Genomic DNA, 24,189 nt, shown 5'->3' on the forward strand with positions numbered 1-24,189 from the left:
AACTGGGGCGGCGGTCGGATTATTCTTCAACAAATCTCGAATTACTTTCTCTGACAGACGAGTTCGTCCCGCTGAGCCCGCCACCGGACAGTCCACGCATGCGGCACGCGCGCAGCGCACCCCAGCGAGTCGGAAGCTCTCAGCCACCATTCATCGTGGCGCTATACGGAACAGTGGCCCCTATCACGAGACAACGTTAGCAAGGGCGACCTGGCACGGCAAGCGGTCGCAGGTCCAGATGACTCTTTTGGTCTCGCGACGTGGTCATTGTCGAGAACTTCGCACGATCGACCGGATGCACAAAGCCTGGTAGCTGGAGAACCGGCGGTGGCACGCAACGCTTTCCGGCGCGCCACAACGCGGTATTGCATCGCCGGTCGTGTGCAAGGACCGGCTCGACCGTTTCAGTGCCTGCGGCGAGGAACTCGCGCTTAGCTGTCCGAACCCAAGACGTTGATCGTTCGACGCCGCCAGCCAGGCGGCGCGGTTCCTCGGCTACGAGATCAGGATCCAACACTCCGATGACAAGATCACTCGACGCCGCGGTGCGATCGGCCGGTTCGTGCCCAAGACAGTGATCCGGGAACGCCGCTACATGTGTAAAGGCAAACCCGCGCAACGCGGGCCGCTGTTGTTAGACGACGAACTTCAGCGTCGTCATCACATACAGGGCCGAATACCGCGGGTTCGTCCAGTACTACTGATGCCCCGGGACGCTGGACCAGTCGCCATCAGTCAGTTTCCTAGCACCCGCCGGATAGTTCACCACCTTCGAACGGCTCCGGGCGACAGTGGCGAACCTTGTGTCTTCACCGCCGCACCGAGAGGCGCTTGACCTCGCGAATCAGCGGTGCTGTCTCGACCGATTGGACACCGGACAATGCGCCGATCTGGTTGTTGAGATAGACGTACAGATGCTTGGCATTGCGGCAGATGACCGTTGCGACGAGGTTGAACGGGCCGGTGGTGGCGGCCACGAGATCTGTCTCTGGATGCGTGCCGAGAGTCTCACCGATCGACTCCAGCTCCCCAGGAGCTACCCGGAGCCACAGTTTCGCCATCTTCTGGTAGCCGAGTCTTGCCGGCGGGTAGTCCAAGCAGATGTGCAGTGCGCCAACTGCCCGCAACCGATCCAGATGTCGACTGAGGCTCGACGCCGAAATGCCTGTGGCGGCGGTCAATTGCGGGAACGTCGCGCGCCCATCGACAGCCAGCGCACTCATCAGCGAATGGTCCGCAGCATCCAGCACAACGACCTCGTCGATATCTCGAGGTGTCTCCTCTGTGGGCGGCATCAGTGCCGTCGCCTGGTCACTATCGAGCGCCCCCTGTTTGGTGTACCAACTCGGCGGCGTTCCACAGAACGTGCGCAGGACGCAATGGGCATCGAAGGAGACCATTCGCGGAGTTCGTGGAAGTTTGCTCAGCAGAATGGCATCGGCCTCTTCGGCCGAGTGGGTAGTGATCGAACAATGGACCTCGGTGCCGCCGGATGCTACCGACACATGACTGGTGTCGGCGCGACGTCCAAGCGCGTCGGCGATCGTGGTGACGGCATCCGGGGTACAGCGAATACGCAACAGCCATCGCGTGTACCCCAACCGCTCTGAGTCGGGCTCCCCCACCACAAACAGGCCACTCGTGCGCAGCCTCCGGTAGCGACGGCCGACAGTGTGCTCGGATACCCCGAGCGCGCTGGCCACTCGATTGAACGGTGCCCGCCCATCGAGTTGCAGCGCATGCAGCAACTGCCGGTCAAGATGATCGATCTCGATGGAATCCACCAACAGACCGTACTCTTGTGCTGGTTTACGCCAGATATCAGGGTTCTTCTGCGGCACAACCCCGGCTACCGGCGATAGTTGGCCAGCTGAATATCCCAGCCCGATCAAGCGCCCAAATTGCGCTGATCGGCCCCACCTTCGCGAAGGACTCCAATGACCGCCATTACTTTGTCCGGCGCCACTGCTGTGATCAATGCCGCCGTCGTCAAGTCCACTGAAATCGGCGTGGACATGAACATCGCCGTCGTCGATGCGGCCGGACATCTCGTCCACTTCGCGAGAATGAATTCCGCCTGGCTCGGCTCCATCGACATCTCGATCAAGAAGGCGAAGACCTCGGTTCTCTTCCGTATGCCCAGCGCTGCCATCGGCGAACTGTCCCAGCCCGGCGGCTCGCTGTACAACATCGAGATCAGCAACGGCGGTCTGATCTCCTTCGGCGGTGGCGTGCCGCTCCTCGACGAAGAGGGTCACACGATCGGCGGTGTCGGCGTCTCCGGTGGCAGTGTTGAACAGGATGTCATCGTCGCTGAAGCGGCCGCGAAGGCAATCTGAGCGCAACTCCGCCGTCGCACTCGCGTATCCGGGGCGCGATCCCGCAACGCTGGACTCGCCCCGGTTTCCTGTCCCCACCTCCTTATCGTGCGCTCCATCGATGCGCACACATGAACCGCGGACGCTCTCTATGTGGAAGAAGAGGTAACCAACTATGGCCAACAATCGCGCAGTCACCTACGCCGGCCCAGGCAAGACGGAAGTGCAAGACATCCCGTTTCCCAAACTCGAACTCCAAGACGGCCCCGGCGTGAACCCGGCGAATGTCGGACGCAAATGCGAGCACGGCGTCATCCTCAAAGTGGTATCCACCAACATCTGCGGCAGCGACCAGCACATGGTCCGCGGGCGCACCACCGCCCCCGCAGGTCTCGTCCTCGGACACGAGATCACAGGTGAGGTAATCGAAGTCGGCCGGGACGTGGAATTCATCAAGGTCGGCGATCTGTGCTCGGTGCCGTTCAATATCGCCTGCGGCAGGTGCCGCAACTGCAAAGAACGCAAAACCGGCATATGCCTCAACGTCAACCCCGACCGCCCGGGATCGGCGTACGGATACGTCGATATGGGCGGCTGGGTCGGTGGGCAAGCCGAATACGTCATGGCACCCTACGCCGACTTCAATCTGCTGCGGTTCCCGGACAAAGACCAGGCCATGGCCAAGATCCGCGACCTGACCATGCTCTCGGACATCTTCCCGACCGGCTTCCACGGCGCCGTCACCGCAGGCGTCCGCGCCGGCTCGACCGTCTACATCGCCGGCGCGGGACCTGTCGGACTTGCCGCCGCGGCAGGGGCACAACTCCTCGGGGCATCCGTAGTTATCGTCGGCGACCTCAACACCGACCGGCTCGCACAAGCCCGCTCATTCGGTTGCGAAACCATCGACGTCTCCGCCGGTGCCCCGCAAGACCAGATCGAACAACTCCTAGGTGTCCCGGAGGTCGACGCCGCGATCGATGCAGTCGGGTTCGAGGCCCGCGGCCACGGTGGCGAAGCTGGCCGCGAACAGCCTGCCGCAGTATTCAATTCGTTGATGGAACTCACCGCGGCAGGCGGCGGCATCGGCATCCCGGGCCTGTACGTCACCGGCGACCCCGGCGCTGTCGACGACGCCGCCAAAGTTGGATCGCTGTCGCTGAGCCTGGGTACCGGCTGGGCCAAGTCGCTCTCCTTCACCACCGGCCAGTGCCCCGTGATGACCTACCACCGGGAATTGATGAACGCCATCCTCGCCGACCGAGTGCACATCGCCGACGCCGTAAACGCCACGGTGATCTCGCTCGACGACGCCCCCCGCGGCTACAGCGAATTCGATAGCGGCGTTGCCCGCAAATATGTCATCGATCCACACGGCCTGATTCCGTCTGAATCTGCCCTAAACAGGCACGTGTCGTGACCAGCCCCGATCGTTGGTTCTTCTCGTAACCTGGTGCGACACATCATAAGTGCGACGATGCAGCGCACCGGTGGAAGCCCGGTCCGATGTCAGCCCATCCGACCGTCGGACTGGAGCTTCCAGTCTTCCCTGCCTTTGCTTTCCATTCCACCACTGAAGTTACGGATGGCTGACGTCGCCACCGAATATCGCGTAAGTCGCGAGAACTGCCGCGGGCGATCAGCGCGCAGCACCGAATTCGGCGTACAACCCTGCCGAGCGCGGGCGCTCTTTAGGCGACGCCGAACCGTCTTCTCGTAGTGGACGTCGAACTCATCCATCCAGCCTTGAAGCCAATGTACCCGTCGTGCTGACTCGATCGTGGCCACCGGACGCCCTCCCTCACCTATCCGCGGCAGCTGTTGCCTACAACGATATTCGAGTAGTACGGGACGTTGATGAGATTCGCCGGGCTTGAGAGGAGTGCGGCCCTGGAATGGCTGGAAGGCCAGATAGAAGCCCGAATGGTCAATGGGTAGTGCACTTCTGACCTGGAGACATGCGCTGATCACCCCCTGCACCAGATCGGCGTGGAGCTGGATGCGCGCGGCTCTCTATCCGAGATGCGCTGGCCGCCTGGGCTCATCGAGGAATCCGAGCCAGACTGGCTAGTGTAGGTCGAAAGCTGCCTGCACCGGCAGGTATACGAAAGATTTTCGCACAGTATGGTATTCGATGCCGAGGCCAACCCCGGGGGCTATTGATGGTTGAGACCGAGGAAACCTACAGTGACAGACTGTTGCGCGCGCTGCGCCGCTGGATCGAGGTGCAGGACACCGCGGCTCAGGTGGCGATGGTGCACCTGCATGTCCGTTCCTCCTGGGATTCAAACGATGGCTCGGAGCCGGTAATTCTGCACGAGTTGCCCGTGCTCGAGCTCACGGAACTGCTCGATGAGGACGCGACGGCACGCGTGGGCAAGGCCCCCACCGGGACACACGACAGCGGCATTCGATACTCGGCGTCCAGGATGGCCTATCTTGAGAGGCCGCGATACCACCGTCATTTGGAAGGCCGCGGGCTCGCCGAACCGTTGTTCGCCGCCGAGCTGTTCAGCGAGGTCACCCGGCTTGCCGCCGCGGCAGCCAGACTCGTCACCGACAGCAGCGCCGCACTCGGTCGCGGGCTGGCAACCGGCCTGTTGATCGAAACCGCGAGGGACGAGAGTGCCGGTGTGGCACAGCAGCTCGCGGACACGGTCGAGCGATTGCGAACGATCCTTGAGGAGGACGTAGCGAGCCTCTCAGCGGATATTCAGGGCCTCGTCGGACAGATCCACAACGCGGCGGCCACCGTCTGCGCTGGCACCTTCGACGGTCCGACCCTGATCGAGCAGGCTGTGCTCGTCTACGCGCTGCCTCGGACACATGGACCGGGCCGCTATCACGTGCGCGTCTACGCGCCGACCGTGGACACCCGCCTCGTGGTGCTCGGCGACCTCACCGACAATCGTTCGACCAGCCTGACCAACGGGATCGACGAGGTGGCGAAGATGGTGAGCCACAAGCTGCTCGGCGACGTCACGTCCCATCGGATCATCTGGGCTACCTACGACGCCGCCGGTCAGTTCGGATATTCGCCCGAGTCCGGTAGCGAGCGTGATATGTGCTGGATCAGCCGCTTCACGGATCCTGACGCCTTGTCCGGATTCCGGCTCGGCCCCTGTACGCACGAGGAGTTGGAGATGCTCGCGGGAGGTCCGGTCCGGCGCTGGCACGTGCGCGATTACACCTCCGATCTCGTGCACGAGGAGGGTGCACGGATGTTACGTATCCCCCGTCATCGCCCGATTCCCAGCGCAGACCTCCCTGAGGAGACCGTGTCCGTGGACGATGAATCAGGGCTGCCCTCGCACGCTTTACAGCGGTTCGTCGACCGTCTAAAACACTCGATGCGTCGTATCGCGTTGCCGCGGCGGTGAAGAATCGTCACCACACGCCGGGGGTTCGTCTCGCTTCGGCGTCCAGTTCCTCGAGTCGGCACCGGTTGTAGACCCGCAGGGCCTTCGCGCTGGGTGTCCGAATCCACAGCGGTGCGCCGACGATGATGCGACGGAAGCGGAATAGCGAGTTATATTGGGATGGAACCTCATCGGGTGCTATCCAGATATCGAGAAACACCTCCATGAACCACTCGCCGACGTCGCGCAAGTGGCCGTAGGTGAAGCTGCGGCGCCAGGGATAGCGGTCGTCGCCACCGTTCTCGAACACGATTTGCGCGGCCGAATACGCCAGTCCCGCATCGGTTCCATAGCATTCGTTCGGTTCTAATAGTTCGGTTTCGATGAACTTCACTACGTGGCGCAGCGAGGATGACGACCATCCAACGCGCGGGACCTCGCCGTCGGTCAGCACCTCGATGAGGTTCTCGAAACTGCCGAACATGCAGATGGCGACGGGTTCCCCTTGCGGCGTACGGGCTTCGGTGCCCGCGCTGATCATCGTCACTTCGAGGCCCTGGGTCAGTTCGCTGAAGAATATCGAGCCGGTCCCCTTGGCGAATCTGCCGATCGACCGAGGCCGGAAGTCGGTAAGCACGTCCCCGCGCACCCCGCGCTCGATCTTGTCCGAGATGGCGCTGCGCGATAGCGCCGGATCGCGTTGTTTCCATTCCACCTGCGGGACGCCGGGGACCCGAGGCGACTTCACCGTCATGTCCCCACGGCGCTCGATCTTGATCCCGCAATCACCCGCGACATTGCGGATCCGTCGATCCGACCAGTACAGATAAGTGACTGGTGATGACTTCACCGGCTCCCCCTCGTCGACCTTGTAGTCCTCCCCGAAACATTAACTCGTGGAGCGGAAGATAGCGTTGGCTCGGCGCCGAAACGGCATTGTGCGCCAATCGCACTGCGCTGGATACGACCCGGATGGCGGCACGCGTGCTTCGAATTCACATTCTGCCGACATCGGCCGTTTGGCGCCTGCCGAGTACGAGGCCATCCATGACCACACCGGCCAGTCAGGCCGCGTGACCGTAACTGGCACCTGATCCTGCATCAGTCCCCTGTCGGATCCCGTGCATAGACTCGCGGCCGAACAGTTCGATTCGGTCGCAGAGGTCACATGGCTGCATCATTTTCCGCGCACGACATCGCGCAGTGGTTCGTGTACTGGGCGGACACAGTCGATGCCGAAGTCACCAACCTCCAGGTCCAGAAGCTGCTCTACTACGCGCAAGGTCACAGTCTCGCCACCAGCGGCAGGCCGCTGTTCGACGAACCCATCGAGGCCTGGGCCGAGGGCCCGGTCGTCGTCGACGTCTATCACGATCTGCAGCTGTTCGAACACGGCCCCATCGACATCTCTCTCTACGTCCCCGAGGAGCTCGAGTGGGACGTCTTCGAACCGTTCGAATCCATCCTGACCAGCACCTGGGATACCTACGGCAGTCTTGCCACCTCGGCTCCGCGGGATAGCATCCACCTCGAAAGCCCCTGGAAGGAAACGTTCGAGGCGACTGGGAACAATGTCATCCCACTCGATCGGCTCGGTTCCTTCTTCAGTCACAAACGCTGAGCAGCGCCGCGGAGGAAGCTTGCTGTACCGGCCGCCGCTCGCGTGGCGACCGGTGCCGGCTTACGGCATGCGAGGCGTGATCCCGCAGGCCGTTTGGGGATCTTGCGGTTGCCTCAGCGGACCGACCGCCCCACCTCCACCACCACTCCTGGCCGGCCGATCATTTCCGCAGGTCGATCTCTGTGGTTAGCGCATGTGTCCCCCTCCGGACACCTAACTGTGGCATTTATGCCCCCAAAATCGGGTCCGGCCATCGCCTGGACACTCTGTCCTGGTCGTACCCCGCCACCTGTGGTTTCGCTTCGTTCGGCGGTGGTCGATGTGACCGATGACACATTATCTCCGCTGATCCCGTCCTTCTCCGCCGTCGGGCTCGTCGGCGGCGATGCCTGCGGGATCGGTGCCGGTCTGCCGATGGCGACCATCGAGCAACCACCAGCGCACACTGCGGTGTACAGTGTGCGCCCGGTCGACACCAACGGCCGCGTGGTCGACAAAGCCGTTCTGCGAGCGCTGGATTGGCGCCCCGGTGATCTCCTGTCCTGGCGGATCGTTGCGGGGCTGATCGTGATCACCCGGCCCGGCTACGGCCGCCGCGGGATAACCAAGTACGGGTGAGATTCCGGTGGTTGGTTTGGTGACAGCAGTTCGTTCCGGCAGAGTGGACAGCGGCCGTGCTGCTCGATGAGTAGTTCGGTCAAGACGACGTCTCACATCACTGTGATTCGTTCATAACGCGTCGGAATCATTTGTGCCGCATGGTGTCCGGCCGACGGCCGAATCGGCCGGCGTCTACCTGAAATCCTCGCTGAGCCTACTGACCCAGTGCGCGCTGGACCCCGATGCACCGGCGGACGGGGCGTCGCGATGAACATGCCGATGACCGACGCGATCGCCGCGCTGATCACCGAGAAACGCGCCACCGGTTACAAATACGACGCCGAACAGCGGGTGCTGAACCGCTTCGCCGCGTTCACCGCGGACCGGTTTCCCGGACAACAGGCACCTACCCAAGCCTCGGTCGAGGCGTGGATCGACGCCGCCCGCAGGCGCGGTGTCGCCCCAGCGACCCTGCACGGTTTGGTCGCGCCGGTGCGGGAACTGGCCCGCTGGCTGGGCCGCCGGGGCGCCGGGGCCTACCTCCTGCCCGTCGGGGCGTTGCCCCGCCCTGCCCGCTACGTCCCGCACATCTACACCGATTCCGAACTGGCGGCTCTGTTCGGGCGAACCGACCTCTGCCACTACGACTGTCAGGTCCCTTTCCGGCACCTGGTCATGCCGGTGCTGTTCCGCACGATCTACGCCTGCGGGCTGCGCGCTTCCGAAGCCCGGCTGCTGCGTTTCGGCGATGTCGACCTCGACACCGGGGTGCTGACCATCCGCGATGGCAAGGGCGGCAAAGACCGTCAGGTCCCCGTCAGCGCTGGTCTGCGCGACAGGCTGGCCGGCTACCACGCCGGCGTCGCCGGGCGCACCGGCGGCGACTGGTTCTTCCCCGGCACAGCAGGAAATCCGTTGACGATCGGCAACATCGACAAGAACTTCCGCCGGTTCCTCTGGCAGGCCCGCATCCCGCACGGCGGCCGGGGCCACGGTCCCCGGGTCCATGATCTGCGACACACGATGGCGGTCAACAATCTTCGGTCGTGGTTCGCCCGCGGGATGGACGTCGGCGCGTTGCTGCCGGTCCTGCAGGCTTACATGGGTCACTCCAGCATCGCCGACACTGACTATTACCTGCGGTTGACCGCCGAGTCATACCCGCACATCACCGCTGCCGTCGCGCGGGCCTACGGCGACATCATCGCGCCGGTCACCGCAGGAGCGGGGCATGGCAACTGATTTCGCGGTGCTCCTGCACCGCTTCCTCACCGCGCATCTGGCCGGGCTGCGCGGCTGTTCACCCAACACCATCGCCTCCTACCGCGACACCTTCAAACTGCTGATCGCGTGGTTCCGCGACAACAGATCCGTCCCGCCCGACAGGCTCACCCTCGACTACTTCGACGCCGACGCGGTCACCGGGTTCCTCGACTGGCTCGAAACAGAACGACACAACAGCATCTCGACCCGCAACCAGCGCCTCGCCGCGGTCAGCTCGTTCTTCCGATGGCTGCAATCCCAAGACCCGGCCCGAATGGCCTGCTGCCAGAGCATTGTCGCGGTCCCCGCCAAACGCGACGCCCAGCCGCGGGTGAATCACCTGACCGTCGCCCAGACCCGCTGCCTGCTCGCCGCACCCGACCGGTCCACCCCGCGAGGCCGTCGCGATGCGACCCTGCTGGCCACGCTCTATGACACCGCCGCCAGGGTTTCCGAATTCACCGACCTCACCGTCCGCGACATCCGATCGCAGTCCCCAGCATTGGCGGTGCTGACCGGCAAGGGCCGCAAGACCCGCCACGTCCCGCTCGGCGACAACACCGTGGCACTGCTGAACGCATACCTCACCGAACACGGCCTCGACCGGCCCGGCCACGACGACCACCCGCTGTTCACCAATCAGCATCACCGCAAGCTCAGCCGCGGCGGCGTCGCCTGGATCCTCACCAAATATCAAGCCAACGCCGCAGATCCGGCGCTGGCCGGCGCCGATCTCAGCCCGCATATCCTGCGCCACAGCAAGGCGATGCATCTCTACGAGGCAGGCGTGGCGTTGCCGTTCATCCGTGACATCCTCGGCCACGTCGATCTGACCACCACCGAGATCTACGCGCGCGCCTCCACGGAGGCCAAACGCAAAGCCCTCGAAGCCGCTTACACCGACATCATCACCGACGAACTGCCCGAATGGAACCGCGACACCGGACTCCTCGACTGGCTCTCCGGTCTGTGAGCTCAACACCCACCGCGCTGGGTTATGCGCAGTGCTCGCCCCCGGAATCCGCTGTCACCAGCCCATATCCGGCCGCACTGCACATAACCCAGCGCTGTTCATAAGGTGGTTTATGCGCAGCTGCGCATAAACCACCCTGCGGGGCACCCGACACGGTGGCATTCCATGTCCAATCCTCCAGGTATCCGGCCTCGAGCATGTTGCGCATCAGCCGCAGAAACCGGTTGTCGTGGATCTTGTCGGCCAGGGTCTCGATCATGACGTCGTGATCGAGACTGCCGAAGCAATCGGCGACGTCGCCCTCGACGAACCAGGTTGTCCCGGTCCAGGTGTCAGCCACCTCGCTCAAGGCGGTGTGGCAGCCCCGACCGGGTCGGAACCCGTGGGACCGACCGGAGAACCGCGGCTCGTAATACGCCTCCAACAACAGGCGGATCACCTCACCGAGTAGTTTGTCCGACCAGGTCGGCAGTCCCAGAGGGCGCAGTTTCCCATTGCGTTTGGGAATCCAGACCCGCCGCGCGGGGCTGAACCGGTAGCGCTCGTGGCGCACCGCGTCGATGATGCGGTGAATCCGGTTCAGCGACATGCCGTCCACGGTTTCGGTAGTGACCCCGGGCGTCATCGCACCGGTGTTGGCGTAGATGCGTCCGTAGGCCACCAGATACAACTGCGGGTTGAACAACTGCCGATACAACTCATCCAGCGGCAGCCCCTTACTACCGCGATCACGGAGGACACCCAGCACCGTTGCGGCGCTCTGCATTTCGCATACCTCCCAGTTCCTGTGGTGTCCGATCACCTGTCGTCCTTCGCCCTGCAGACGGCTTTCCCGTCCTCCCTGGCCGGGCGTGACTCCGGCGACTACTACGACGACTCCGTCGCCCTAGGACTCGCGTCCGGTAGGCGATCCCGCGTTCGTCTTCGTCGTACGTATCGAGCGCGACGTAGGCGGCCCACTCATCTCCTTGAATGTCCTCACTGGACATCGCTCCGCGTCCGGAAGGGCGGGCCGACCAGCGGATGAGACCGGCCCGGGACACGGTGTCGGTAGCAGGCACCTTTCCGACGGGCGGGCATTTGCACCGTCTGGAGATTAGGCTTCAAGCAATCCAGCTTTCGCCTTATCGCGCGGGTCCCCCGACGCACCGTCCCCGATACCTGGACCCGGCCGCCGGTTTCCTGACATGCTCTTGTCCCCCTTAGCCTTTCGGCGCAGGGTCAGTCATCAGACCCACAGACCTCCCTCCAATCCGTCCCGGCTGCGCCGGGGATACGACGAAGCGCCTCGCGGCGCACCCCGCTCATGCCGAATTCAGTCCGGGTCCGGCGCATCCAGAGTCTGTCGGCAGGCTGTGGCACGGTGGACAACGCAGTGTTCGACAACAGACCTGCGTGTTCGGAGGGTTACGGATAGTTGATGGCAATCGACGACTGGGTCGCGCAGTTGGGGACAGGCAGGGATGAGGCCCGTCGGGCAGCGGTGGACTCGCTCGTCGCCACCGGGCGTAGCGCGATACCGGCACTCTTGGGTGAATTGTGTACCACCGACTCGGAATCCATGGCCACGGCGTGTACTCAGGTGCTCGACCGGCTCGGCCCGCTCATCTACGAGCCGGTGCTGGGTACCCTCAGTGGTATTCGCACGGAGGCTGGTTCGACCGAAGCCATGAGCCCCACCGAGTATCGCCTGTGCCGCTTGCTGGGCATAGCGCGCCTCCATGATGCCGCCGTCTACGCCAAGGACAGTTTCAGTGCGGACTTCGCCGTGCGGGAACGGGTCGCCGACGACATCGGCTCCCGCGGCATCGCCGATCATGGGTTCGTGCTCGCGGTGCTGCTGGGCGACAGCGACCGCAGAGTACGCGACGCGGCCGCGAAATCGTTCGCCGCTTTCGGCACGCAGCTGGTGCCGGTGCTACAGCAGATCAGGCGTTCCTCCCTGCCCACACGGCGGGCGGCGCTGGAGGCGCTGGCCACGATCGGCTGGAACACCATCGATTCCACCGACCTCGTGCTGCTCGCCCGGTTCGTGAACGCCGAGATCGCCCGGGCCCTGCCCAGTATCCCGTCCTGGACCTGCTGTCTGTGGTGGGCGCTGCCCACCGAGGATCAAGCCGCCGTACTCGACGCGTTCGGACTCTCGGATCCGGTTCCGGCGACCGCGGCAATGGGGACCGCGGTGGCTCGCGAGAATCGGGACCTGCTGTACACGTGGGCGCAATGCGATCGGGTCTATGTCAGTCCCGCTCTCGACGGTTGGACGCTGGTGTTCGGCGATCCGATATCGCATTACCCGCGTGATGAGAACCGGATTCGCCAAGCGCGGGAAGAAGATTTCTTCACCTCTTTCTACGCTGACCAGTCCGAGGAGGACGGAGCCCGCTGGCTCGAGGAGCAAGCGCGGCCCTCCAGAGAGGAACGGGCTGTGGAGTTGAGCGCGCGATTCGGTGCCGCGCATTGGTACAAGGAGGTCGATTCCTACGAGTGGGGTGGCTGGTGCATCGCCGAGAACGGTGAAATCAAACGACAAGCACACCAAGATGACGGTGTCAGTGATCTGGATCTGTATCTGGATCACGATCCGCATCCGTCGGAGCAGGGGCTTCGTGCGGAGTCGGTGTCGGAGTGGCTGGGTGGGCATGGTTTCGCACCCGAGATGTGGGAGGAGATCAGTAGTGAGATCTACCAACGTATTTTCCGGGACCCCCGGATCGATCTGAACGCTGAGTGGCAGGCGGAGTGGTCGAAGTTTCAGCAGCGCACAGGAATTCCCGACGAAATGACCGCGTCTCGTATCGCCGAAAGGGCCTCGATCGGGCCACGTGGTCTGGGCCCGCGCACCAGGATCACAGGTCACGGCGTCGTAGCGCTCACCGAACGCGGTCGGCAAGGCGGCAGACATCGCGGCGTTCTTCCCCTGCGACGCAGCACCGAGAAATGAAGCCGCCTTCCAGGCTCCAAGTAGCCGTCCGTTGTCCGCCTCGGTCAACGGTTGGGTAGGCCGTGTAGCGAGGTGCCCGCGTTGGGCGGGTCCTTTTCTTCACGGCCTCCCGCCGAACCGGACGTGCCAGCTTTCCCGGCATCCGGCTCTCCAGTGACCTATGTTGTGAGGGGTGTGACCTGCGCCGGGTCGGTGTGGATCAGCTCGTGGCAGGGCGGGCAGACGACGAGGGTCTTGCGGCGCCGGGATGCCATGAGTCTGGCCCATTCCGGTTGGTTTTGGCCGGGTGGAGCGAGCTCGGACAGTTTCGCGACGTGGTGCGCGTGCACTTCGCCGTGGATTCCGCAGAGTTCGCAAGCGCTCCGCTGGAGCCGGGTGATGATCTCCTTGCGGGGCAAGGGATTTCGGCTGGGAACGCGATCGGTGAGGATCGCGGTCTTTCGCCGGGAGAGGGGAATGCCTCCGAACCGTGCGACCTGGGGTTTGCGGTTGCCGCGGTGCCGTGCAGCTTCGAAGCAGGTGCGCGTCCCGTCGGGGGTTTCGATGGTGGCCCGGTAGCGGACCGCCATCTTGGCCACTGACGATTTATGCTTGCCTGCAAGCGTTTTCAGCATCGAGGTTTGCATCGTCCACCTCACCCGTTCCAGACGGTAGACGTCTGCGGCGAGCAGGTAATAGTTGACGATGCCCCTGTATCGCGTCCCGAACGCGGCGACGATGTCGTGATCGTGCCTGTTCTGCAGGGCGCGCTGCGCGGCGGGTTTGCCGCCGCGCAGGTAGGTCGCGCACGAGGATTTGACCACCGGGATCGGCACCCGCAGTCGGATGGAGCCTTCGGCGGTTTTGCGGCCGCCGGTGCCGGTTTGGGTGGTGATCTCGTATCCGAGGAAACGTGCCGCGTGGGTGCGCGCGTGCGTGATCAGCGTTTTCTGCTGTGACAGGTCCAAGCGCAGTTCGTCGCGCATGAATCCGGTCAGTCGCTGTTTGATGTCCTCGGCCTCGTGTTTCGGTCCGGCGAATCCGAGCAGAACGTCGTCGGCGTAGCGGACGTATCGCAGTCGGCGGTAGCTGGGATCTCGGCAGTCGACGCTGGGCAGGCGGGCCTGCTGTGCGCGTAGCTGCCGCACTGTATCTCGGTCACCACGTTTGCGGGCCCGCGCCAGCCGATGGCGGATCCGCTCGTACTCGGAGTTGCGCGTTCGCCTTGTCCCCCTTGTGTATTCAGGGATGAGCGTGTGCTCGACGAATTCGTCGAGTTTGTGCAGGTAGATGTTGCACAGGATCGGCGAAACTACGCCCCCAACGCAGTTGGCAATGTTCGCCCTCCTGGTCGGTGTCGCCGGTTGAGGGTGTGTTGTTGCTGGTGCGTTCGCGGATGGGGATGCGGTGGCGGATGGTGATCTTTTCGGGTCCGATGAGGACGTCTTTGACGAGGAGTTTCAGTACGCGGCGGCGTTCGTCGACGGTGGCGGTTTCGGCGTTGGTGTTGAGTTGGGTGAGGAAGCCTTGCAGGTCGGCGGCAAGTGCGAGGTAGGCGTCGCGGTCGGCGAGTTGGGCGTCTAGGGCGTCGATCTGGTTGCGCAGGCCGGTTTCGCGGGCGCGTAGGTCGGGCATGCGGGCGCGCAGCTCGTCGATGGTGATCAGTTGCTCACCGAACGCTTCGATCATCGCGGCGATGCCCGAACGCGCTTTGGCCAGCGCGGTGTCGAGCCGTTTGCGTTGAGCGACGACGGGATCGGATGTTTTCGCGGTGTGCAGGCGTTTGTCGATCTCGGTGTGGATCAGTTGCGGGTCGGCCAGTAGGGCGGTGATGTGGTCCCAGACGACGGTGTCGAGGTAGTCCGCACGCACGGGTTTGTTGTCACAGACCCGCCCGCCTTCGTAGCGGTAGTTGTCCGAGCCCAGGCACCGGTAGTAGTAGATCTTCTTGTTCGTGGTGCGGGTGGAGGTGCGGTAGTAGCCGTAGCCGCAGGCAGCGCAGGCCGAAATACCTTGCAGCAGTGATGGTTCGGTGCGGCCTCGCCCTGAGGAGCGTTTGTTGTCGGCCAGTCGCTGCGCGACGCGGTCGAATGTCTCGGCGGTCACGATCGCCGGGACCGGGATCTCGATCCACTCCTCGCGCGGGCGGTCCACGGTTTTCGATGGTTTCGGCACCGAACGGCCCTGCAGCCGGGCGATGCGGTTCAATGCTGCCGATTCGTGCACGACCATGGTCTTGCCGAAGACTGCGCGCCCGGCGTAGGCGGGGTTGCGCAGCATCGCCCAGATCACCGACCGGTCCCAGCGATCCTTGCCGGTGCGGGTCGGGGTGCCCGAGTCGGTGAGCCAGCGGGCCAGATCCGCGATGGAGGCGCCGTCGTCGGCGTAGCGGCGAAACATCTCCGCGACCAGGGCGGCCTCGTGCTCGACGATCTCGTAAACCGCACCGCAATGGTCGGTTCTGCGCAGGTAGCGGTAGCCGAAGGGGGCACCGCCGAGCACGTTGACCGACCCGCCCTTGGCGCGGTGGGTTTTGCCGCGCCGATACCGTTCCATGATCTGGGCTTTCTCGTACTCGGCGAACATGCCCTGGAACTGCACCAGCAACTGATCCTCCGGTGAATCACCACGGGGGCCGCGCACGAACTCGACTTTCGTTCCGGCCCTGGTGAATTCTTCGATCAACAGTGCTTGGAGGGCGAACTTGCGGGCCAGCCGGTCCGGCGAATAGCACAACACCACATCGACACCGACTCCAGCAACGAGGTCCCGCAGCCGTTCCAGCGCCGGCCGGACCAGGCTGGCACCGGATTGGCCGTCATCGGCGAACACCCACTGCTCAGGCACCTCGAGCCCGAGTGTTTCGGCGTGCGCCTGCAGTGCCGCGATCTGGGAGGCGATCGTCTCGTTCTTCTTCTGCCGGGCCGAGGACACCCGAGCGTAGATCACCGCGCTGCTCACGTGGTGGCAGTCCTTCCTGAGCCCGCGTGATGCGGGCCCGTCGTTGCGGAACCAATATCTCGTAGGCCACCGACACATCCGTGGCCGCGTGCCGGTCGAACACGAACTCCGTCTCGACCCGCCGCTCGTTCACCGGCCCCCGGGCCGTGTCCGGCCCTGCACCAGGAACTCCGCCAACGCCTGCGACACCACCTCGGAGAGCGTGCTGCCAGAGTCTCGTGCGTGTTCACGCACCCGAATCGCCAGTGCCGCAGGAAGTTTGAGTTTGATACTGAATACCACCGCGGATTCGGCAACCGGCATCGGTCCACCGGCGACGGCGCGATCCACGTAACGGCGGGCTTGCCGCAGCGAACACCCGAACCGATCCGCCAGCACGCGCGCAGCATCAGCCACCGGCACACCAGCATCCACCAACTCCGCAGCCGCGTTGACACGACAGGTGAATTCAGCAGCGTCGCAACGACTTCCAGCCACGACACAAACCTACTACCAGACATGTCACATCACCCCCGCAACACGACGCGGCCGTTCCAGCCGCCGATAACTCAACGTGACATCGAAACAGAAGTTGCCAACTGCGTTGGGGGCGTAACCACGCCCCCTTGCGGTGCACCCGACAAGGTGGCGTTCCATGTCCATTCCTCGAGGTATCCGGCCTTCAGCATGTTCTGCATCAGCCGCAGGAACCGGTTGTCGTGGATCTTTTCCGCCAGAATCGCAAGGAGCACTTGAGGATCCAGCGATCCGAAGCAGTCGGCGACATCGCCTTCGACGAACCAGGTTGTCCCGGTCCAGGTGTCGGCCACCTCGCTCAAAGCGGTGTGGCAGCCCCGGCAGGGCCGGAACCCGTGGGAACGGCCGGAAAACTGCGGCTCGTAATAGGTTTCCAGCAGCAGCCGGATCACCTCACCGAGCAGCTTGTCCGACCAGTTCGGCAGTCCCAGCGGGCGCAGTTTCCCATTGCGTTTGGGAATCCAGACCCGCCGCGCGGGGCTGAACCGGTAGCGCTCGTGGCGCACCGCATCGATGATGCGGTCGATCCGGTTCAGCGACATGCCGTCCACGGTTTCCGCGGTGGCCCCGGGCGTCATCGCTCCCTTGTTGGCATAGATGCGTCCGTAGGCCAGCAGATACAACTGCGGATTGAACAACTGTCGATACAACTCATCCAGCGGCAGCCCCTTGCTGCCGCGCTCACTCAGGACACCCAAAACCGTTTCGGCACTCTGCATTTCGCATACCTCTCAGCCGTGGAATCTCCCGGTCACCTGTTCCCCTTCGCCCTGTAGACGGCTTTCCCGCCCTCCTTGGCCGGGCGTGACTCCGGCGACTACTACGAGAACTCCGTCGCCATGGGACTCGCGTCCTTTAGGCGATCCCGCGTTCGTCTTCGTCATACGTATCGAGCGCGACGTAGGCGGCCCACTCATCTCCTTGAATGTCCTCACTGGACATCGCTCCGCATCCGGAAGGCGAGCCAGCCAGAGTGCGGGACCGGCTCGGGACACGGCGTCGGTGATCAGGCATCATTTCCGACGGGCGGGCATTTGCACCGTCTGGAGATCGGGCTTCAGGCAATCCAGCTTTCGCCCTATCGCGCGGGTCTCCCGACGCACCGTCCCCGATACCTGGGTTCGGTCGCCGGTTTCCTGACATGCTCTTGTCCCCGTTAACCTTTCGGCGCCGGGTAAGTCATCAGACCCAAGGATCTCCTTCCAATCCTTCCCGGCTGCGCCGGGGATATGACGAAGCGCCTCGCGGCGCACCACTCCCATGCCGCATCGAGCTCGTTCCGGAGTTGCCCCGACGCCGGATGTCGAGCACGATCGCGACGTCAGATTTCACCGATACAGCATCCTGGTCGTTGAGACCGACGTCAGGATTCACCGATGAACGACGTCAAGGTTCACCGATGTAGCCACGCGGGTCCGCGGCGTCATCGTTGTGCAGCTGTGAGGAGCACACGTTTGCGTAGCAGCGGAAGGCCAGCTGCGGCCACGGTCCGACTGACCACTGCGCCACAGGGCGACGGCTCGGCCGCTGTTCGTTCTCGCTGCACTTGACGCAGATTCTCACGAATCCGGCGCATTCTGCGTTTTTCTCACGTATCTGACGCGGGACCGTTAGGGTGCTGCGGTCGGATGACGTGCGGTTGATCTTGGGATGTGTTGTGGCGGTGGCTGTTTCAACACCGGAGCATACGCTCGGTTACCGGTTCTCGTTGGAGTACCTGGCTGACGGTGAGCGTGGGGCCGAACAGCGGTGGGTACCGTTGGCGGCGGTGGACTGGAGTACTCGTTTCGAGCGCACCGCCCCGGTCCGCGAGTTCCCTTCCTATACCGGTCAGCGTAGTTTTCAGGGTGCCTGGTGGGCTGCGACTCTGGCGGATTTCGTGGGATACGAGTCATGGCTGGAACGCGACCACGTGATGGTCATGGACCAGGCGAGCGACGTGATTGCGTTTGCCTCGCAACCGTTTTGGCTGCATTGGTCCGACGACATCCGGCAACGTCGCCACGCCCCGGATTACTTCGCGCGGCTGGTCGACGGGACGGGCGTGGTGATCGACGTCCGCGCCGATGATGCGATCGGAGCGCAGGACGCCGACTCGTTCGCAGTCACCGCGCTGGCGTGTGAGCAGATCGGCTGGCGGTATCGGCGGGTCGGGGAGCTGGATGCGGTGCTGGCGGCGAATCTGCGCTGGCTGGCCGGTTACCGGCATCCACGCTGCCGCAACCACGAATACGCGGGCGCCCTGATGCGCCTGTTCGCACAGCCAGCGCCACTGCTGGCGACGGCCGAACAGACCGGGGACCCGATCGCGGTGCTGCCGGTGCTGTTCCACCTGCTGTGGTCGAGCGCATTGACCGCGGATCTGACGGCCGAACCGCTGACCGCTACGACCCTGGTCACCGCTGCAGGAAATATACGATGACGGTGTCACGGCCACCGGATCTGCACCCCGGCACCGAGATTCGCCTCGGGGATGGATGCTACACGGTATCGGCGGTGGCGGGCACCACGGTCGAGCTGGTCGACTCGTCCGGTGGGGAGTTCGTCGCGGAGCAGGTGGTGCTTTTCACCGATCCCGGATTCGCGGTCGTGGATGCTGCGCGGGCACCGATTCCCTCGCAGCAGATGCTGGAGGGATTCGCTGCGGAAGTGGTCGAACAGGCCATGTGGTGGGAACAGCATCTGGTGGAGGTCTTGTCCGGGCTGCCGCCGCAAGCCGGTCCCGGCGCGATGCCGCGGCCGGAATACGACACGGCCACCCACACGTTGCGGCAGCGAGAGCTCGCCAAGGTCGCCGAGCTGGCCGCAGCTGGAAATCCGGTGCCACTGCGCAGGTTACAGCGGATGCGCCGCAACTATCAGACCGAAGGACTGCTGGGCCTGGTCGACGGGCGGACCAACGGCCGGCGGGCCAGCAGGGTCGACGAGAGGGTGGTGGAAGCGGCCCGCGCGGCGGTCGCGGGTGAGACCGACCGCTCGACCGGCACGGTGAGCAGACTGCGGCGGCGGGTGGAGAAGATCCTGGCCGACGAACACGGCCTGACCCCGGAGCAGGTGGCGGAGGCGATGCCGTCGCAGGCGACGTTCTACCGTCTGGCCCAACGAATCTCGGCGGGCAAGCACACGTTCGGGTCGGCACGCACGCGCCGGTCGGCAGCCAAGTCGCCGGCCGGGCCGTTCGGCCGCCGGTCCGCGCTGCGGCCGGGCGAGTGGATGCTGATCGACTCCACCCCGTTGAACATCGCGGTCGTGCTGGACAACGGGATGACCGACCGCGTCGAACTGACCTGGATCATCGACCAGGCAACCAGGTCGGTCCCGGCGGCGGTGCTGCTGCCGTCGACGAAGGCAGCCGACGCGGCGTTGTTGCTGGCACGCTGCCTGACGCCCGAGCCGATGCGGCCGGGCTGGGCCGACGCGCTGCGCATGTCCCGGTCGGTGCTTCCGCACCGTCGCCTGACCGGCATCGACGAACGACTCGAGCATGCCGCGGCACGCCCGGTGATCGTGCCGGAAACGATCGTCACAGATCACGGCAAGGTGTTCGTCTCAGCGACTTTCCGCAACGCCTGCCGGGCGTTGGGGGTGAACTTCCAGCCCACCCACGAGGGCTCTCCTTGGGAAAAGGGCACCGTCGAGTCCAGTTTCAGCTCGGTGGACACCCTGTTCGCCCAATATGTTGCCGGATACGTCGGCAACAGCGTCGAACGCCGCGGGCGCGACTCGCAGGCCGAGGCAGTGTGGTCGATGCTCGAGCTGCAGGAACTGCTGGATGAGTGGCTGGTCGCGGCATGGGCGGTCCGCGAGCACGACGGACTGCGTGATCCGCTGATGCCCGGAAAAGCGTTGTCCCCGAACGAGAAATACGCCGTGCTGGTCGAGACGGCCGGATACGTCCCGGTCCCGTTGTCAGCCGAGGACTACATCGAGTTGCTGCCCGCGTGCTGGCGGGCGATCAATACCTACGGCGTCAAGATCAACCATCGCACCTACGACTGCGCCGAACTGACCCCCTACCGGCGTCAGCATTCCGGGGTGAACGCCCGGAAAGGGTTGTGGGAGGTCCATTTCGACCCACACGACGTCACCCGTGTCTGGGTCCGCGATCACCGCGACGGCGGCTGGATCCCGGCCCCGTGGACACATCTGCGGACCGGACCGGCACCGTTCGGAGAACAAGCCTGGGACCACGCCCGAAAGACCCTGGCACGACGCGGCACAGACCCGGCCGGCGAAGCCGAGATCGCTGCCGCGGCAGCGGCGTTGCTCGACACCGCCGAACAAGGCCCCGTCCCCGGCCGACCGGCGAAGGACAAGCCGACGAAGAAGGACAAGCGGGTTGCCGGGCGAACCCGGGCGGTCACGGCCTCGCCGCGGCCGATGCCCCCGCCGCGAACACCCCCACCAGCCGACCCTGATGACGAAGCCGAACCTCTGGCGAAGGTGATCCCGATGGGAATCTTCGACCCGTTCGAGGAAGCGAAAAAACGCTGGTGACAACTACCACCGACAGCGAACCGTCCGACACAGGCCACCGGGCACTGACCACACTGGTCGGATGGCGACACTTCACCGGCGACCACCCACCAATCCCTGATCTGCTCGCCCCCGGCGAGCGCGCCGTGCTCAGCGAGCATGCCCGCCGCGACCACGACGAAGCCCGCATCGACTACCACACCCGGCTCACGGTGATCGCCACCACGACCATGAAAGCCGTTGCGCAGAAAGGCCGCCGACTTACCCTGCTGAACCGGCACGCGGTCAGCGCCCGGCGCGGGCTGATCCTGTCGGGGGCCGCTGGCACCGGCAAGACCACCGCGATCACTCAGTTCGGCAAGATGCACGAGGCCGCCGACCGGGCCCGGCATCCGCACCGATCCGATCGCATCCCGGTCCTCTACATCACCGTCCCGCCCGCTGCGACACCGCGGATGCTGGCGGCGGAGTTCGCCCGCTTCCTCGGCCTGCCCGTCACCCAGCGCGCGAATCTCACCGATATCATCGAAGCTGTCTGCGGGGTCTGCTGCGACACCGCCACCAGCGTTGTCATCTGCGATGAGCTGCACAACATTTCACTGACCACACGCGCCGGGGCCGACGTTTCGGACACGCTGAAATACTTCGCCGAACGCATCCCGGCCACGTTCCTGTTCTCCGGGATCAACGTCGAACGCGAAGGCTTGTTCTCCGGCACCCGCGGCGAACAGATCGCCGGACGCCACACACTGCTACGCACCACCGGATTCCCCTACACCGACGACTGGCACAGCGTCGTCGCGGCATTGGAAGACACTCTGCGCCTGCACGAGCACCGACCCGGCACCCTCGTCGGGATGGATCGCTACCTGCACCGACGCACCGCCGGAATGATCGGCAGCCTGTCGGCGCTGATCCGCGAGGCCGCCCTCGACGCCATCCTCACCGGCACGGAAAAGATCACCAAAACCAGCCTCGACACTATCGACCTCGACCACGCCGCCCACACCAAATCCCTGTGACAACAACACATTCCGAACAACCGAACGACACCGTCATCCCGATCTTGGCCCCCTTGCCGATCCGGCTGCGGCCGCAGCCAGGCGAGACCGCGGAATCCTTCGTCATCCGCCTCGCCGTCGCCAACCATCTGCCACCGAGCTACCTGCGCCGCCTGATCACACCCGGCCGACAAGGAATGGGCCCCATCGACCCCGGCAAGCTCGCCGCCGTGAGCGGCCGCACCACCGAGGTCATCCTGCGCATCTTCGGCGAACTCGCCACCCGCTACCGCCCCAAACGCACCGGCATCGCGGCCGAACAGCGCGAACGAGCCCGCCGCAACAGCGAGGCCAAACGCCGCCGCTACGCGGCGATCCGCCGTGACTACAACGCCGGGATGTCCCGCCGCGCGATCGAACGCAAGCACAACGTCGGATGGCGCACCGTCGCAGCAGCTCTGGCCTCACCTGTTCCACCGCCACGCAAGAAATACCCCAACCGCGGCCGACCGAGTCTCGGTGGCCTCGCTGACCACGTCGACACGTTCCTCGCCGACCACCCCGCTGCCAGCGTCCGCGAGATCTGGGAACACCTGCTCGACCACCATCACGCCGGCGTCGCCTACACCGCCGTCAACGCCTACGTCGTCGATCGTCGCGGACCCAGCCGTCGCCCTCCGCCCGATACGCTCGATCCCATGATCATCTGGCTGAACGGGACCTTCGGCGCCGGAAAGACCACAACCGCACGGGAACTGACCACGCTGCTACCCGAATCGCGAATCTTCGACACCGAGGAAGTCGGGCTCATGCTCCGCCACGTCCTGGCCACCGAAACCGTCCGCGACTTCCAGGACTGGCAACCCTGGCGCGGACTGGTCGTCGCCGCAGCCACCCAGATCCTCGACTACGTCGGCGGGACCCTCATCATCCCCCAATCGGTTCTGGTCCACCGATACTGGCACGAGATCCGCACCGGACTCGAAAACGCCCGCGTCCCACTGCATCACTTCGTTCTCCACGCCGAACACGACGAACTCCTTCGCCGCATCGAAACCGATCCTACAAAGCCGAACTCGTCATGGCGCTTCGAGCGTCTCGACGACTACAACGCCGCCCGCTCCTGGCACAACCAGGAAGCCCACATCATCGACACAACCGACTTGCAGCCACGCCAGGTCGCGAAACTCATTGCCGCTCATACCGAGCACGCCCGCGCAGCAGCCACAGATCGGCATCCGGCGAACTGACCACAGGGCAATGACCGCAAAATCAGCCGCCCCACCAACTTCCAGCAACCACGGCACCGACAACCCGATGGAACCGAGAACATCCATCGATCCAGAACGCCTGCCACTGGTGAACAGAACCACAACTTACGTCAACTTGCTGAGAAGACCTCTCAACCGCCTTCTCACCCAAATGACGCACCCCAGCTCACGACCGACCTACTGCGTCAATCCAGCTGAGAACGAACAGCCGCGCGCGGTATCGGTGAACGCACAGCGCTGCGGCCGCAACTGAGCCACATGCGCCGGACATCCCGGCGGCGGAACCCGAATCTCGGACCAGCGGCTACGGCTGTTCAGCGCTGCTGCGCCGCCCAGGCGGCGACCTGGGTGCGGTTGGTCAGCCGGAGCTTGGTGAGGATGTGCTGGACATGACTTTCGGCCGTCCGCTCGGAAATGTGCATGAGCGAGGCTATCTGCCGATTGGTGAGACCGCGTGCGACGTGCGCGGCGACCTCGGCCTCGCGACGGGTCAGTCCGTCCGGGTGATCACCGCGCAGCGTTGCCGCGAGTTCGTCCGCGCGCTTGAGCAGCGGCGTCATCCCCAGTTGCGTGGCGGTGGCAGCAACGCCGGCGCACAGCGCGACGGCCTCGTCCGTGTCGCCGGAACGACGACGGCGGGCCAGGATTCGGGCCAGCTCGAATCTGGCCAGCGCGGCGTAGGGCGGGGTTCCCGCACTATCGTTGGCGGCGATACCTTTTCGGAGTTCGCGCACGGCGTCGTCGAGCTGCCCGCTCACCGCCAGGGCGATTCCGAGGTACGTGCGTACCGAGCCGACGTTCAACAGGATTCCCGCTCCGCCGGTAACGAACAGATCGGCATACGGGCGCAGCCGCGCGGCCACGTCCGCCCCGACCTCGGTATCGTCGAACAGGGCCGCGAGCTCGG

General features: G+C 64.6%; 20 protein-coding genes. 12 read left to right on the top strand and 8 right to left on the bottom strand.

What is annotated here, in order from left to right:
- Window positions 1–809: 809 nt before the first annotated feature.
- Window positions 810–1,784 (bottom strand): Lrp/AsnC family transcriptional regulator, encoded by a 975-nt coding sequence (locus NP3_RS41115; RefSeq protein ID WP_063047126.1) that lies wholly within the window; start codon window positions 1,782–1,784, stop codon window positions 810–812.
- Window positions 1,785–1,937: 153 nt separating this feature from the next.
- Here NP3_RS41115 and NP3_RS41120 point away from each other — a divergent pair, with 153 nt between their 5' ends.
- From NP3_RS41120 to NP3_RS41130, 3 genes are all read left to right on the top strand, one after another.
- Window positions 1,938–2,339 carry a GlcG/HbpS family heme-binding protein gene (locus tag NP3_RS41120; RefSeq protein WP_063047112.1) on the top strand — a complete coding sequence of 134 codons (402 nt, stop codon included), beginning with the start codon at window positions 1,938–1,940 and terminating at the stop codon, window positions 2,337–2,339.
- Window positions 2,340–2,493: 154 nt separating this feature from the next.
- Complete coding sequence (fdhA, locus tag NP3_RS41125; RefSeq protein WP_063047113.1) at window positions 2,494–3,738, top strand: formaldehyde dehydrogenase, glutathione-independent; 1,245 nt, start codon at window positions 2,494–2,496, stop codon at window positions 3,736–3,738.
- Between the two features lie 742 nt (window positions 3,739–4,480).
- Window positions 4,481–5,698 carry a hypothetical protein gene (locus NP3_RS41130; protein ID WP_063047114.1) on the top strand — a complete coding sequence of 406 codons (1,218 nt, stop codon included), beginning with the start codon at window positions 4,481–4,483 and terminating at the stop codon, window positions 5,696–5,698.
- 7 nt (window positions 5,699–5,705) lie between these two features.
- Here the strand turns inward: NP3_RS41130 and NP3_RS41135 are convergent, their stop codons facing one another.
- The gene (locus NP3_RS41135) at window positions 5,706–6,527 is read right to left on the bottom strand and encodes a hypothetical protein (protein ID WP_063047115.1); all 822 of its coding nucleotides are present in this window, start codon (window positions 6,525–6,527) and stop codon (window positions 5,706–5,708) included.
- 318 nt (window positions 6,528–6,845) lie between these two features.
- On the opposite strand from NP3_RS41135, the gene NP3_RS41140 reads away from it, so the two are divergent.
- From NP3_RS41140 to NP3_RS41155, 4 genes are all read left to right on the top strand, one after another.
- Window positions 6,846–7,298, top strand: coding sequence for a Panacea domain-containing protein (locus NP3_RS41140; protein ID WP_063047116.1), 453 nt, complete (start codon window positions 6,846–6,848; stop codon window positions 7,296–7,298).
- Between the two features lie 321 nt (window positions 7,299–7,619).
- Complete coding sequence (locus NP3_RS41145) at window positions 7,620–7,916, top strand: hypothetical protein (RefSeq protein ID WP_157124892.1); 297 nt, start codon at window positions 7,620–7,622, stop codon at window positions 7,914–7,916.
- 261 nt (window positions 7,917–8,177) lie between these two features.
- A complete protein-coding gene (locus tag NP3_RS41150; RefSeq protein ID WP_218025038.1) occupies window positions 8,178–9,140 on the top strand; it encodes a tyrosine-type recombinase/integrase in 963 nt (320 codons plus the stop codon).
- On the top strand, window positions 9,130–10,134 hold the full coding sequence (locus tag NP3_RS41155; RefSeq protein WP_063047119.1) for a tyrosine-type recombinase/integrase: 1,005 nt from the start codon (window positions 9,130–9,132) through the stop codon (window positions 10,132–10,134). Before NP3_RS41150 ends, NP3_RS41155 begins: the two co-directional genes overlap by 11 nt.
- Window positions 10,135–10,156: 22 nt before the next feature.
- On the opposite strand, the gene NP3_RS41160 is transcribed toward NP3_RS41155, so the two are convergent.
- Window positions 10,157–10,900, bottom strand: a complete 744-nt coding sequence (locus NP3_RS41160; protein WP_084509606.1) for a reverse transcriptase/maturase family protein — start codon at window positions 10,898–10,900, stop codon at window positions 10,157–10,159.
- Window positions 10,901–11,554: 654 nt separating this feature from the next.
- Here NP3_RS41160 and NP3_RS41165 point away from each other — a divergent pair.
- A complete protein-coding gene (locus tag NP3_RS41165) occupies window positions 11,555–13,078 on the top strand; it encodes a HEAT repeat domain-containing protein (RefSeq protein ID WP_063047120.1) in 1,524 nt (507 codons plus the stop codon).
- A 158-nt stretch (window positions 13,079–13,236) separates the two neighbouring features.
- Here NP3_RS41165 and NP3_RS41170 read toward each other — a convergent pair whose 3' ends face one another.
- The 4 genes from NP3_RS41170 to NP3_RS41185 all read right to left on the bottom strand — a co-directional run bounded on the left by NP3_RS41170 (window position 13,237) and on the right by NP3_RS41185 (window position 17,157).
- On the bottom strand, window positions 13,237–14,394 hold the full coding sequence (locus NP3_RS41170; RefSeq protein WP_084509607.1) for a reverse transcriptase/maturase family protein: 1,158 nt from the start codon (window positions 14,392–14,394) through the stop codon (window positions 13,237–13,239).
- On the bottom strand, window positions 14,300–16,018 hold the full coding sequence (locus tag NP3_RS41175) for a recombinase family protein (protein WP_063047122.1): 1,719 nt from the start codon (window positions 16,016–16,018) through the stop codon (window positions 14,300–14,302). Before NP3_RS41175 ends, NP3_RS41170 begins: the two co-directional genes overlap by 95 nt.
- A 129-nt stretch (window positions 16,019–16,147) precedes the next feature.
- Complete coding sequence (locus NP3_RS41180) at window positions 16,148–16,414, bottom strand: ribbon-helix-helix protein, CopG family (protein WP_218025040.1); 267 nt, start codon at window positions 16,412–16,414, stop codon at window positions 16,148–16,150.
- Window positions 16,415–16,566: 152 nt separating this feature from the next.
- Entirely contained in the window at window positions 16,567–17,157 is a 591-nt protein-coding gene (locus NP3_RS41185) for a reverse transcriptase/maturase family protein (RefSeq protein ID WP_218025041.1), read from the bottom strand.
- A 1,040-nt stretch (window positions 17,158–18,197) separates the two neighbouring features.
- Between NP3_RS41185 and NP3_RS41190 the strand changes: the two genes are divergently transcribed.
- From NP3_RS41190 to NP3_RS48645, 4 genes are read left to right on the top strand one after another with little or no spacing between them, the layout of a single operon-like run.
- On the top strand, window positions 18,198–18,956 hold the full coding sequence (locus tag NP3_RS41190; protein ID WP_084509610.1) for a TnsA-like heteromeric transposase endonuclease subunit: 759 nt from the start codon (window positions 18,198–18,200) through the stop codon (window positions 18,954–18,956).
- Complete coding sequence (locus NP3_RS41195) at window positions 18,953–21,031, top strand: TnsB C-terminal domain-containing protein (RefSeq protein WP_218025042.1); 2,079 nt, start codon at window positions 18,953–18,955, stop codon at window positions 21,029–21,031. Before NP3_RS41190 ends, NP3_RS41195 begins: the two co-directional genes overlap by 4 nt.
- Complete coding sequence (locus tag NP3_RS41200; RefSeq protein ID WP_063047125.1) at window positions 21,028–22,032, top strand: AAA family ATPase; 1,005 nt, start codon at window positions 21,028–21,030, stop codon at window positions 22,030–22,032. Before NP3_RS41195 ends, NP3_RS41200 begins: the two co-directional genes overlap by 4 nt.
- Window positions 22,029–23,261 (top strand): TniQ family protein, encoded by a 1,233-nt coding sequence (locus NP3_RS48645; protein WP_157124893.1) that lies wholly within the window; start codon window positions 22,029–22,031, stop codon window positions 23,259–23,261. Before NP3_RS41200 ends, NP3_RS48645 begins: the two co-directional genes overlap by 4 nt.
- A gap of 335 nt (window positions 23,262–23,596) precedes the next feature.
- Here NP3_RS48645 and NP3_RS41210 read toward each other — a convergent pair.
- Window positions 23,597–24,189: helix-turn-helix transcriptional regulator (locus NP3_RS41210; protein WP_169814671.1), on the bottom strand; the 593-nt coding region annotated here is incomplete at its 5' end.

Origin of the sequence: Nocardia pseudovaccinii NBRC 100343 (assembly GCF_001613225.1) — a bacterium.
GTDB classification, from domain to species: domain Bacteria; phylum Actinomycetota; class Actinomycetes; order Mycobacteriales; family Mycobacteriaceae; genus Nocardia; species Nocardia pseudovaccinii.